The sequence below is a fragment of the Humibacter ginsengiterrae genome (assembly GCF_054780115.1).
In genome coordinates this window covers 172,066-184,209 of sequence record NZ_BAAGWY010000003.1, presented here as the reverse complement: position 1 = coordinate 184,209, position 12,144 = coordinate 172,066, and the positions used below count along the sequence as shown (strand labels likewise).

Genomic DNA, 12,144 nt, shown 5'->3' with positions numbered 1-12,144 from the left:
TCGCGGCCGCCGTTGCGTTCTAGTGAGTGTTGTCATGAGGTACGTTTCCCGTGGAACCGAGGGACGGAGTTTGGGGACACGCTCCGTCCCTCGGCCCTGCAGTTAGAGTCGCTACTTGTGCTGGCTGCGGTAGGTGTCTGCAGCCTCCTGCAGCTTCTGAGCGGCTTCCTTGGCCGTCATCTTCCCCGTCATGGAGCCGGCGACGACGTATTGCGCGAACGCCTGCTCCTGAGTCACCGTGGCGGTGGTGGACCAGTAGGGAACCTGCTCTCCCTTGGCCGCGGCGTCCGCGAGCGAGATCTCCACCTTGGAGGTGATCACCTTGTTGAGGTCCACGTCGGTGCGGGCCGGGATGCGCCCCATGCCCTGCTCTAGGGTGTTCTTCTGAATCATGTACTCGATGAAGGACTTGGCCAGGTCGGGGTTCTTCGCCTTGGCCGGGATTAGGAATGAGTCGACCCCGATGCCGTGTGCGGTCGGCTCGCTTCCGATGGAGGGAAGCATTGCCCAATCCCAGCTGAAGGTCTTCGGCTCGTAGACAGGGGGCACCCAGGAGCCCATGATCCATGAGCTTGCCTGCTGGGTGTCGAAGAGCGTCTGGGACTGCTCGAACGTCATGCTCTCCAGGCCCGGCGCGAAGTAACCGGCCTCTGCCCATTTGTCGAGCTGATCGATCGCCTTGACAGCGCAGGCTTCGGTGTACTTCGGTGCCGAGGCACCGTTCGGCTGCCAGTTTCTGGCGATCTCCTCGTACTTCTTCGCTCCGCAGGAAGTCTGGAACGGAGCGTTGAACATGTACTCGATGAAGGATCCGGGGATAGAAAGCGGGATCTTGCCTGCGGCCTTCAGCTTGTCCATGTCCGAGTTGAACTGAGCGAGGCTGGCGAACTGGTGGGTCGTTGCATCCGGAAGCGTTGCCCCGGCTGCCGTCCAAGCCTCCTTGTTATAGAAGAGGTATGGCGTCTGGGTGAGGCCGAGGGGGACAGCGTAGTGCTTGCCGTCGGAGGCAGTGGCGATCTGCGTAGTGGTCTTGCTGACCGTGCTCGCGATGTCCGACTTCTTCCAGACATCGTCCACCGGCTGGAGCGCGCCAGCCGAGATCCACTCCTCCATAAGCGAGGGCTGAAGCGTGTATGACACGACATCCGGTGCGTCACTGGATGTGAAGAGCCGGCCCCCGGACTGGCGCAAGTCATCGTTGGTAATTCCTCCGACTTGGATCTTCGCCTTGGGGTGGAGCTTCATGAACTCCTCCGCGTCCTTCTTGACGAACGGCCAATCACCGTAGACCTGGACCTTGAGATTGCCCGAGTCTGCAGTGCCGCTGCCGCCGCTGTTGCTGTTGCTTGCGCTGCAACCGGCGAGTGCGATGCCCGCAGCCGCGAGAATCGCACCCGCTCGGATGAGCTGTGAACGTGCCGTATTCTTCATGTTTGCCCGACCTCCTCGTCGAGAGCCTGCGCTGTGATTGCAGGTCATTCATGTGTATATGTCCGAACAATAGGCGAACCGATCGTTCAGGTCAATAGCGCGCGCTAGTCAAATTGCGCGACCACCTGAACCTCCTTCCGTAGCCTGCGTCACGGGTAAATAGCCCGCAGCTGGTTCAGCCGGCCGCCGATCAACCATTCGGTGATGATTATGCGCTCGCCATTGCCTGCGATCCCGTGCGGGCTGTGTAGCTCCCCACCCAACGGCGGGCGCGTCATATTGCCGTGCTGGTCGCGGCTGTTCGGCCAGGCGTCACGCGTGTGGTCGTCTCGCGAGCGGGCGTAGTGGCCTACATAGATGTCGTCACGGAAGACGGCGAGACCACCGTGCAGTTCGGTGACGAGGAGCCACCGGCCGAGGACGAGGATGCTTGATGGACTCGTGAGCGGTGCGTCGAGGATGCTGCTCACCTCGCCGTTTTCCATGACGAGGATCCGGCGGTTGGATCGGTCTGCGATCAGCACCTGATCGCCGCGTGCGGCCAGGCCGTGTGGGCAGTTGAGCGCTACGCCGGTTTCGACTGCGTTCACGGTGCGGCGATACTGTCCGTCCGGCGAATACTCGTGGATGAGGTTGGCACCGTAGCCGTCAGCGACCCAGAGCACTCCACCAGCCGTTCGGCACATCGAGGTGGGTTGCCATCCCTCGTCCTGGTAAGCATCGATGTTTGGCGCTTCGAGCCTGTCCACGCCGGTGCCGTCGAGCTTGATTTGGGCGATCGAACCGGCCTCTCGATAGTGAGCGTAGTCGGGCTCATGGAAGACGAACCGGTGGCCGTTGTTGACCAGCCACAGCCGGTCATCGCCGTCGTACAGGTCCAGAAGGATGGTGTGCATCTCGAGGGCTGGGGTCGAGACGGTTCTAGACTTCCCGTCTGGCGAGATCAGAATCAGCCGTCGCCCCTGCGGGTGGGCGACGGCAATAGTCCCGTCGCTCGTGATCGCACATCCAGAGTGCATCCAACCTGAGGTGATTGGCAGCGAGAGCTGTTCAACGGGGACATACTCGATGTCGTCCAACTGCAGCTTTGTGAGGTCTGTGGTGAGCATTAGTCGATGCCCTCCAGGTACGCGATGCTGACTTCCATGTTTGCGACTGGGTTCTGAGCCGGTCCCGATCCGTCCTCCAGGAGCCGGATGTCCTGTTCGATCACAATCGTGCCGGTGTAGTTGGCGAACGCGTCGAGGACTGCTCGAAGGTCGAGATCGCCGCGACCGAGCGGGGTGAATACTCCGTCTCCTACAGCGCGCGACCATCCGATCTCGCCTGAGATCAGTCGCGCGTTGATGGCAGCGTCGACGTCTTTGAGATGGACATGCACTGTGCGGTCGGCGATCAGTCGTGCGACGCGCACCGGGTCGCCGCCGGCCGCGGCGATGTGACCTGCGTCGTAACAGAAGCCGATCGAGGTCGACTCGACTACTCGCGCGATGTCGGTCTCCTGCTCGACTGCGGTTCCGACGTGTGGGTGTAGCGCTACTTGTACGCCGCGCTCGCCCGCAATATCGGTGATCTCGTCGAGCCCGGCAGTGAGATAACGCCATTCACTCTCGTCGAGGTTGACCGCGGTTTCGAAGTCGCCGGCTGGCCCGGCCGCCCCGATCGTAGCGATCGGGGCGCCGAGCTCTGCGATGAAGCCCACGGCCGCGCGGAACGTGGCGAGTTCATCTCGTCTATCCGCTTTAGCAAGGTTGACCGGAATCCATCCAGCTGCCGGTCGAAGCTCCGACTCCTCGAAGAGAGCTCGCGCGGCAGTCGCGTCCTGCGGGAACAGGCCGGGCTGGTACTCCAGCGCGGTGAGTCCAAGTTGCTTGACTTCTCGCACGATCTGGTCGGCGCCGATCATCCGCCCCCAACCAGGGAGGTAGTTGATGCCCCAGGACACGGGCTGAGCGGCGATCCGCGATCGATCCATCGCGATGCTCCTTCGAGGTGTTGGTGATCTAGTCAGACGAGGCTGCTGATCTCGGCGTCGGCTCCGAAGAAGCGCGCGACCGTCGCCTCGTATGCGGACGGCTTGAGGAAAGCAGTGCGTTTGATAAGCGCGACGGTCTTCTCGAGCGCCTCGATGGGATCGATCAGCATGTCCTCGTGCTCGATGCTGAGGATGCCATCGAACTCGGATCGACGCAGGGCGACCATGAATTGCGACCAGAAGGTCTCGTCGTGGCCGTAGCCCATCGTGACGAAGTTCCACGATCGGTTCTCCGGATCGGCGAAGGAAGCGGTCTCGAGAGCCGTGTTGTTGCCGAGGTGCTTCTTCTCCAGGCGCGTGTCCTTAGCGTGGACGTGGTGGATGGCACCCTTGAGCTGCGCGACGGCATCCAGCACGTCGGCACCCATCCAGAACAGATGGCTTGGGTCGAAGTTCGCCCCGACGGTCGGACCGACGGCTTCACGAAGGCGAAGCAACGTCGCAGGGCTGTAAACGTTTTGGTGACCGTGCATCTCGATGGCCAGCTCGTTCACGCCGTGCCGCTCCGCAAAGGGGACGAGTTCGGCCCAGTAAGGAAGAAGCACGTCTTCCCACTGGTACTTGAGGATGTCGGCGGTGTACGGCGGCCATGCCACGGTTACCCAGTTCGGGTACTGGTCCCCGGGGGCTCCAGCGAGCCCGGACATGAGGACGAGGCGGTTGATGCCGAATGCCTCGGCAAGTTCCACGGTCCTCGCTGTGACTTCCCGATGCTCCTTGCCCTCCTGACCTGGATGAAGGGGATTGCCCGAGCAGTTGAACGCGTCGAGCTTCAGTCCGCGACTTTCGAGTTTCTCGGTGAGTTCGTCACGAGCGCTCTGGCTGCCGAGCAGGGTGTCGAGGTCGATGTGCGGAGCGGTCGACCAGTTGCCGGTCGAGAACTCGATGTACTCGATGCCGAGGTCTCGGGCGGCGTCGAGCATTTCATCGAGGGCGAGGGTGGCGAGGCCGTCGGTGTTGATTCCGATATGCATGGTGGTGTTCCTGTTCGATTCGGTGGTGGTCAGTAGAAGTCAGGCTTGGCGGGAAGTTGGATGACTTCCACGTTCCCGGAGTGGAGAGCCGCGATCGCCGCGTCGCACACCACAGCGGCGACGAGGCCGTCCCAGGCGTTCGGGCCTGCAACGATTCCGAGGGGGATGCCGGCGACCCAGGCGACGAGCTCGTCCCTGTAGGCTTCGGCGAATCGTGTTCGGAAGTCTGCGTGGTGCGCGGCGGAGACGACACCGTCGATGTTGATTACCGGCGCGTTGGGGCTGGGAAGGCTTGCGGTACCGACCCGGCCGACCACCTCAGTGCGGATGTCGTAGCCGTAGCCCGCGTTGACGAAGACCTCGACATCGATATGCCGGCCGGACGCGGTCCGGAGCCGCACATACTGCGGGTCGAGAAGGTCGCTCCCGTCTGCCGGGCGAACAGTGCTCACCTGCACGTCCACGTACTCGTCGTTCAGCAGCCAGCGGAGGACGTCGATCTCGTGGATGAGCGACTCCGTCGTATGCATCTCGGAGGTGAAGGTCGGCGGGACCTTTCCGTTGCGGTGGGCCGCGTGGATCGCCACGATGTCCCCGATCGCGCCGTCCGCTATCGCCGCCTTCAGCGCAAGATAGTGGGGGTCGAACCGGCGCATGAAGCCGACCTGAACAAGGTGCTTTCCCCCGGCAATCTCCGCGTTGACGATCGCCTGGCATTCCTCGGCGGTGACAGCGAGCGGCTTCTCACAGAAGACCGGCTTCCCGCGCTCCAGGCAGGCCAAGACGAGTTCGGCGTGTGTTGAGGCGATCGAGGTGATGACGATTGCCTCGACCTGTGGCGAATCGATCAACTCGATCGGGTCAGCGTATGCGGCGACATCGCCCGGCAAGTCCACGGCTGCAGTGCGCGCCCGATCGAGCGCGATGTCCGCTAGTGCGGCGACCTCGGCGCCGGCAACCCACTGGACCAGGGTGTGGACGTGGGCGGTTCCGGCAAGGCCGACACCGATCACTCCGACTTTGACAGTCACGTGCTTCTTCTCCTTTGAAAGCGCTAGGACGTTTTGCGCGAAATCAGATTGATTGCGGCTCACCGTTACTAGCGCGCGCTAGTCACAAGTTAGCAGAGAATTTCGATGGGTCAAGGAGGCGTTACTCAGATGCTCCTGGGCGGCTGCGTAGAACGACGCACAACGAGCTCAGGCTTGGATGAAAGGTGCTGGGGTTCACTCATCGGGTCCGCGACTCGCTGGAGTGCGATGCGCGCAGCGTCTACGCCTAGTTGCTTGGCGTGAAGGTCGATCGAGGTGAGCGAAATAGCGGGCAGATGCGCGACGGGGGTGTTGTCGTATCCGACGACGGACACGTCCTCGCCGACCCGCAGACCCATAGCATCGAGCACGTCGAGAACCCCGAGGGCGGCTACGTCGTTGTTGGCGAAGATGGCAGTTGGAGGATCTTCCAGGGAGAGGAGCTGGGCTGCAACTCTGGCGGCCGACTCCTGGTTGTATTCCGCCGCCACCGTCAGCGGGGCGAGTTTGTGCCCCCACATGGCTTGCTCGTACCCCGTCCGACGACCGGTATAGCCCTGGCGCGCAGGGCTTGCGATGTGAGCGATTCGTCGATGCCCAAGCTTGTAAAGGTGCTCCACCGCTTGCAGTGCACCATCGATATCGTCCGGATAGACGCTGTCGATCTCGGGTACGGCTCGTGCCACATTGACGATGGGAGCACTCCGATTGAGGCGCTGGATCGTCTCGTCCGGGAGCATAAGTCCCCCAGCGATAATGACATCCGCGCGAGCTCGGAGCAGGTTATCCATCGCTGGCGTATCTCGGTGGCCGCCAGAGGCGCCGATGGCAAGGACAACATGATGGTTGCCCTCTTCGGTCACCGAGCGGATGCCCTCGTACATATCGGCGAAGATCTCGTTGTAAAGATCCAGCAAGAAGACTCCGATTGTCACCGTGTGCTTGCTTGCGAGGCGCGCAGCGACAGCATTGGGGCGATAACCCATCCGCTCCGCGACGGTGAGGATGTGATCCCGTGTCTCCGGGCTGATTCCTTTGACGCCGCGGAACGCGATCGACACTAGCGCTCGCGAAACCCCAGCCGCCTGTGCAACATCGAGCTGCGTGGGTGGGCGCTCGATATCCGTCATGCTCCTCACAGTGCCACAATCATCCGGCTCGCCGAGCTCTCACCGGACTGAATGCGCCAGTCTTGTACGTCTCTCCGAACTCCTCGAGACTGCGTCCGCGCGTCTCGCGAATGAACCTGGCCATGAAGAGAATCGCGATCACGCCAACAGCCGCGAAGAGAAGAAACATACCGAAACCGAGCACGGTAATCAGCGATGGAAAGAGCAAGGAGATGACGGCGCTTGGTGAGTCAGAGCACCACGAAAGCGCGCGTTCAGAACGCCGTGTCATAGCGGAAGAGGAGGCCGCCGAACGTGGCGAAGACCGCGACCAAACCTAGGCGCCTGTCGTAGGGCCGACGGCTCAGCGGCGGAAGCTGGGTTCCTTCCGCTGTCGTAACTCGGGTTGTCTGAAGATCCTGAGTCATCCAACCGCTCCTTTGCGCCAACATCATTATCACCTGCAGCGATCTGTCCTTCAGTCACTGCTAGCGCGCGCCATTCTACCGAAAGGCCAAAACCGCAACGCGACGGCACTCCCTAATGCCACCAAGATGCAAAGCGGGATGTGGCCGAAGCTGATCAGGCTGGGGCCGCGCCCGCGAGCGACCGCGAGCCGTCAGTCTCGATCATGCATGCGCACTACTCCCTCGCCGCCGACATCTTGTCACGGAACAGTAGTCATTTGTACTGACAAACTAACATGAGCGCGTAGGCGCTAATCGGCAAACGGCCCGGACTTCCAGCTGATGGTGCCGTCGGTCGCCCAGTTCACCGTCACCGCGAACGTCCCGGTGCGAATGGCGGACGCCACCTCCGTGGTCAGGCTGAGCCCGTGGCGAGCGATGTCGTCGAGCGTGCCGCAGGTCGCCGCCGCGCTGCCGGCATCCGAGACCAGGACGAGGCAGTACGCCCCGTCGAGGCGGCGCGCGGCGTAGACGGCGTTGCCGTCCTTCGTGTTCACACTCCCGGTGACCAGATGGAAGGAGGTCGGATCGTATCCCCGAGTGGTGTCGGCGGGGAGATCGTCGACACGCGGCGTATTCGCGAAGTACCGGGTGACGGCAACGAGCGTCGCTCCTTCGTCGCCTTCGCCGGGCTGCGGACCTGGGAACCCGCCGCTCTCCACGGCGTCGCTGCTGGCAGTGTTCCCAGGGTGGGACCTCTGGACGGTCGCCGCTTGGACGCCGAGCGTGAGCGCGATGCCGAGCACGAACGCTCCCGCGGCCGCGAGATAAGGGAGCGCCTTCCGCATCCGCTCGGCCCGTCGAGAGCGGGCATTCCGGACAGACGAGGCCTCGTCGGACGATCGGATGTCGGCACGTGCGCCGCCCGCGCCGACGTCACCACTCGACTCGCGTGCATCGATCTCGCCTTGCGCGTTACGCCGGCTCGCATCCACCTGCTCCGCGTCTGCCGAGCGTGTATCAACACCGCCTTGGATCTCGCGCGCGTGCACCCGGTCGTACTCGGCCAGCGCCCACTGGCTCGGCGTCATGCGCACGGTCTCACCGGTGGCCGGATCCCGATGCTCTTCGGTCGCCTCTGCCGCACCCTCGCGAGAGAACACGCGCTCGAGAAGCCGTCGCCGCTCATCCATGATGCTTGACCTCCGCTCCCGGAGCCGTCGCGACCAGGCTAATGTCGCGGGCGCTCGGCGTGTGGCCAGCGTCACGTGACTTGACCCTGACGCAACGTCAGCCTTTAGCGTGATGGCATGACGATCACGATGCTGGACACAGCGACCGGCACGGCCGCCGTTCTCGACGCAGAACCGCAGGACCGCGCGCAGAGACTGAACGCCATGCTGGCACCCACAGCGGGCATGTACCGCTACTTCCCCGGCGAGGTCGATCTCGTCAGGATGCATGCGATGAGCTTCGGGTTCCCCCTCGACCGGTCTGAGGAGACGGTTCGGCGAGGGCTCGAGCAGTTGCGGACCGCGGATGCCTGGGGCCGGATCGAGCGAGCGCTGGGGAACGCCGTGGAGGTGCAGGCAGCCGCCGTCCCGCACCTGAACGTTCCGGATCTGACCGTCGTGCTCATTCTGGGTGATCCGGATGACGAGCACTTCATGAAGGAGGTCAGGGGTCTGAGCGGCAACGGAAGCGTGACCGGCTACCTCTCACTGACGATCTGGCCGACGGAGGAGAATCTCGACCGCCTGGAGGCATCGGCCGTTCACGAACTGAACCACAACCTGCGGTACGCGCCCGGCGGAGTCGTCTGGAACCCGGCGACGGTGACCGCTGGGGAACAGATCGTCTCCGAGGGCCTGGCGGATGCATTCGCCCGACAGCTCTACGGCGACGAGCGCGGATACACGCCGATCGCACGGCCGCACCTGAACGACGAGGCGGTGTTCGAGAAGGTGGTCTCCGGGCTGGAGGTGACCGGAATGCAGAGCTTCGCGGCATGGGTGCTCGGCGACGCGACGGCCGTGCGCTTCGGAGCGGAGCCCGTCGGTCTGCCCACCGGGGCGGGATACGCAGTCGGGAATCGGCTGGTGGACCGATACCTCGCAGCGACGGGCCACCGGGCAGCTGACGCGCTGCACACCCCGAGCCGCGAGATCATCGACATTGCGCTCGGCCGCGCCTGAGCGGTCTCACTCCTGCCGTCTCACTCCCAGACAGCGGTCTCCGGGTCGATGCCGTGCGCGCGAGCATCCGCTTCGATCACCTCGCGCATCCAGAAGGCGAGGCCCGGCTCGACGCGGTCGTAGTATTCGGCGAAGCCCGGCTCGGCCGTGAACATCCGTGCGATCAGCACCTGCATCGATCGCGTGCAGTGGAAGTACGCGCTCATCGCTTCTCTGTGGCGGGCTGCCAGCTCGGGCATGCCAGCGCTGGCGGGGTCGGCTCCCGAGCGGCGTGCTTCGGCGAATGCCTGGATGACCGAGTCCATCGCCGCTGTGGCGTCACGCCACTCCTCCGGTGTGCGCATCGCAGAGCGCTCGGCGAACTCCGCCCACTGAGGAGAATCGCCCCACCGCTCCCGGGCCCCGCGGGCGTGCGCTGGATCCCAGTCGGCGCCGAACGTTTCCGCTTGTTCTTCTTCGGTCAGAACGACACCGTGCTCGTCGGCCGCGAGCATCCGGTCGACAGAGTCGGCGACCGCCTGCAACTGCAGGATGCGGGCATCCAATTCGGCGCGACGCCGCGTCAGCTCCTCGCGGCGCTCGGCCGCGGGGGCCTCCAGAACCTCGCTGATCCGGGCGAGCGGTATACCGAGCTCCCGGAGCAACAGCACCCGGCGAAGCCGTGCCTGGTCCGCCGCCGAGTACACCCGATATCCGGCAGGAGTACGTGCGGAGGGAGAGGCGATCCCCAGCCGATCCCAGTGGTGCAAGGTACGGACGCTGACTCCGAGGTCATCCGCGACGACGCCGACGGTGCGTTGTGCGTCGGCGTGCTCGCGGTAAGGGCCTGCGTCAGCGGATGCCGACGGCACGACGCGCGTTGATCGTCTTGACCTGCGACGGCAGCGTGAACACATCCACGAGCGTGCCGAAGCCGAACAGGCCGAAGGTGACCAGCCAGAGGATGCCCCGGCCGATCTTGCCGATGTAGAAGTGCTGGATGCCCGCAACGCCGACGAGCGTGAAGAGCATGAGCAGGTAAGCAGTGCCGGTGCTGCGAGGCGGCAGAGGCGGCCCGTATCCGGCCGGGGTCTGCGTCACGTACACGTTCGTCGGCACGGGGCCGGCCGGCGGCTGCGGTGATTGGTCGCTCATGAGTGGATCGTATCTTTCTCGGCACCCTGAGCCAGCCGCTCCTTCGAACTGACGAGGAACAGCGCCGCTGCCGTCGCAATGAGACCGGCCCAGGCGAGCCAGACATCCAGGCCGAACGCGGAGATTCCGAGCGGCGGGATGATGAACAGCACCGAGGCGATGATCGTCGCTGCGCGCCCGGTGAACCGCAAGGTGCCCTCGGGTGGGATGCGTTCGAAGCGGCCGAGCCATAGGGAGAGCATCAGCACACTCCCGAGTACGACGACGAAGAACACGGGCCTCGTCCACCACCACATCGGAGACCCAGGGAACGGCAACAGCACCGGAACGAGAAGGCTGATTCCGGTGAGTGCGACGATCGTCGGCAAGTGCCACAGGTAGATCGTCATCAGCCGTGAACCGAACGCGAACACGATCGCGCGCATGGGTTTCGTGTTCATCAGTGCCTGGAGCGGACCATGCAGCAGCGTCAGCATCGCGGCTTGGGCAATGCCGAGCAGGGCAAGTGGAACCGTCGGCGGCCACTGATCCGAGAGCAGGTTCCACGAGTAGCCGATAACGGGCACCAGGCCCACCGCCACCGCGAACGCGGCGAGGACGATCGCGGCGAGGGAATACCAGCGCTGCCGCGCGAACCATCCGTCGTACATCACGAACCCGAGTTGCTGGCAGAACAGCCACACGAACGCCACGTTGGGAACCCCGAACAGCTCGTTGCCGAACCCGAAGCCGCTCGTGCCAAGGAAGGGAACGTGCCACACTCCGATGACGATCCGATACCGGAACAGGTCGACCGCGATGGCGCAGCCGAGCAGAAGCACGAGCGGCAGCCACGGATTGCGCTGATGCCAGCGGATCATCACCGGCGCAAGAGCCTGCACCACCATGTATGCGGCGAGAAACCACAGCGGTGAGCCGACGCCGATGACCACTGCGCCAGCGAGCTTCTGGATGCCCGGCCCCAGCGGCAGAACGGTGATGGCGGTTAGCAGTGCCGCGAAGAAGACGAAAACCACCAGCGCCGGGCGGGCCAGGCGCTGCAGTCGCGCGCGCACGAAGGCCGCCGAGTCGGCTCCCTTGCGCTGTGCCGAGCGCCATCCGGCGCAGGCAGCGAACCCACCGATCACGAAGAACAGCGGCATGATGTCCGCGATCCAGCTCGCAACGTCGAACCAGCTCTGACCCTCCACCGTTCGCTGTACGACGATCGTGCCGTTCGGAGCGACGCCGACACCCGTGAAAAGGATGTGCACGATCACGACGACGAAGACGCACGCAACACGAGCCAGGTCGAGCGTGAGATCGCGCCGCTGAAGGATGTCAGTCTGCGGCGGGGCTGCGGATGTCATGCGGAAAGGACTCCTACTGTCACCGGTGGCACTGGACGCCGACCGAAAGGCGCACACACGCATCGCATTGGCGATCTTTGGCTGATCAACGCCGGCTCACAGTGCCGTCCGATGAATCTGCCACGAACCGCGCTGACTTTCCCCCGAATGACAGCACGATGCCCAGCACCCACGTCACGACAGCAGGGATCATGAGTGCCGAAACCACCGGTCTCGCATAGCTTGATGGCATACCCCACGTCTCGAAGATCGACGGGTCGTGCCATGCACTGTCGCCTACTCCCTCCATGGCCATGGGCAAGGCCACCATAGACAGCCAAAAGACGAGTGTGACAAACGCGTACGGCACGGGAACTCGCCGAGCCGTACGGTCCGCCCGAACCGCTGTCACGATCGGCGCGATGTAGAAGAATGCGACCACCGGCAAACACATCATGACCGCCAATGAGACCCATCCACCACCGCCAGTACCAGGCGCG

Annotated in this window: 13 protein-coding genes; 2 read left to right on the top strand and 11 right to left on the bottom strand. The window is 63.9% G+C overall.

Annotation, left to right across the window (positions count from 1 at the left end; translation table 11 throughout):
* Positions 1-111: 111 nt before the first annotated feature.
* From ACYVII_RS05760 to ACYVII_RS05730, 7 genes are all read right to left on the bottom strand, one after another.
* Positions 112-1,431, bottom strand: a complete 1,320-nt coding sequence (locus ACYVII_RS05760) for an ABC transporter substrate-binding protein (RefSeq protein ID WP_460532367.1) — start codon at positions 1,429-1,431, stop codon at positions 112-114.
* A 149-nt stretch (positions 1,432-1,580) separates the two neighbouring features.
* Positions 1,581-2,540 carry an NHL repeat-containing protein gene (locus tag ACYVII_RS05755; protein ID WP_460532364.1) on the bottom strand — a complete coding sequence of 320 codons (960 nt, stop codon included), beginning with the start codon at positions 2,538-2,540 and terminating at the stop codon, positions 1,581-1,583.
* Positions 2,540-3,406, bottom strand: a complete 867-nt coding sequence (locus tag ACYVII_RS05750; RefSeq protein ID WP_460532361.1) for a sugar phosphate isomerase/epimerase family protein — start codon at positions 3,404-3,406, stop codon at positions 2,540-2,542. The genes ACYVII_RS05755 and ACYVII_RS05750 overlap by 1 nt, the downstream gene beginning before the upstream one ends.
* 32 nt (positions 3,407-3,438) lie before the next feature.
* Positions 3,439-4,440 carry a sugar phosphate isomerase/epimerase family protein gene (locus tag ACYVII_RS05745; RefSeq protein ID WP_460532358.1) on the bottom strand — a complete coding sequence of 334 codons (1,002 nt, stop codon included), beginning with the start codon at positions 4,438-4,440 and terminating at the stop codon, positions 3,439-3,441.
* 29 nt (positions 4,441-4,469) lie between these two features.
* Positions 4,470-5,534, bottom strand: a complete 1,065-nt coding sequence (locus ACYVII_RS05740; protein ID WP_460532355.1) for a Gfo/Idh/MocA family oxidoreductase — start codon at positions 5,532-5,534, stop codon at positions 4,470-4,472.
* A gap of 62 nt (positions 5,535-5,596) precedes the next feature.
* The gene (locus ACYVII_RS05735) at positions 5,597-6,601 is read right to left on the bottom strand and encodes a LacI family DNA-binding transcriptional regulator (RefSeq protein ID WP_460532352.1); all 1,005 of its coding nucleotides are present in this window, start codon (positions 6,599-6,601) and stop codon (positions 5,597-5,599) included.
* Between the two features lie 19 nt (positions 6,602-6,620).
* Positions 6,621-6,770: a hypothetical protein gene (locus tag ACYVII_RS05730; protein ID WP_460532349.1), complete on the bottom strand. Its 150-nt coding sequence runs from the start codon at positions 6,768-6,770 to the stop codon at positions 6,621-6,623.
* Here ACYVII_RS05730 and ACYVII_RS05725 point away from each other — a divergent pair.
* Positions 6,724-6,921: a hypothetical protein gene (locus tag ACYVII_RS05725; protein ID WP_460532850.1), complete on the top strand. Its 198-nt coding sequence runs from the start codon at positions 6,724-6,726 to the stop codon at positions 6,919-6,921. The two genes, ACYVII_RS05730 and ACYVII_RS05725, sit on opposite strands and share 47 nt — an antisense overlap.
* A gap of 377 nt (positions 6,922-7,298) precedes the next feature.
* Here ACYVII_RS05725 and ACYVII_RS05720 read toward each other — a convergent pair whose 3' ends face one another.
* Positions 7,299-8,180, bottom strand: coding sequence for a hypothetical protein (locus ACYVII_RS05720; RefSeq protein ID WP_460532346.1), 882 nt, complete (start codon positions 8,178-8,180; stop codon positions 7,299-7,301).
* A gap of 117 nt (positions 8,181-8,297) precedes the next feature.
* On the opposite strand from ACYVII_RS05720, the gene ACYVII_RS05715 reads away from it, so the two are divergent.
* Complete coding sequence (locus ACYVII_RS05715) at positions 8,298-9,182, top strand: DUF2268 domain-containing putative Zn-dependent protease (protein WP_460532343.1); 885 nt, start codon at positions 8,298-8,300, stop codon at positions 9,180-9,182.
* A gap of 20 nt (positions 9,183-9,202) precedes the next feature.
* Here ACYVII_RS05715 and ACYVII_RS05710 read toward each other — a convergent pair whose 3' ends face one another.
* Genes ACYVII_RS05710 through ACYVII_RS05700 form a run of 3 tightly spaced genes read right to left on the bottom strand, consistent with a single transcriptional unit; the run spans position 9,203 to position 11,665 of the window.
* Positions 9,203-10,033 carry a MerR family transcriptional regulator gene (locus ACYVII_RS05710; protein ID WP_460532340.1) on the bottom strand — a complete coding sequence of 277 codons (831 nt, stop codon included), beginning with the start codon at positions 10,031-10,033 and terminating at the stop codon, positions 9,203-9,205.
* Positions 10,014-10,316, bottom strand: coding sequence for a TM2 domain-containing protein (locus ACYVII_RS05705; protein ID WP_460532337.1), 303 nt, complete (start codon positions 10,314-10,316; stop codon positions 10,014-10,016). Before ACYVII_RS05705 ends, ACYVII_RS05710 begins: the two co-directional genes overlap by 20 nt.
* Positions 10,313-11,665 (bottom strand): acyltransferase family protein, encoded by a 1,353-nt coding sequence (locus ACYVII_RS05700; protein ID WP_460532334.1) that lies wholly within the window; start codon positions 11,663-11,665, stop codon positions 10,313-10,315. Before ACYVII_RS05700 ends, ACYVII_RS05705 begins: the two co-directional genes overlap by 4 nt.
* Between the last annotated feature and the right edge of the window lie 479 nt (positions 11,666-12,144).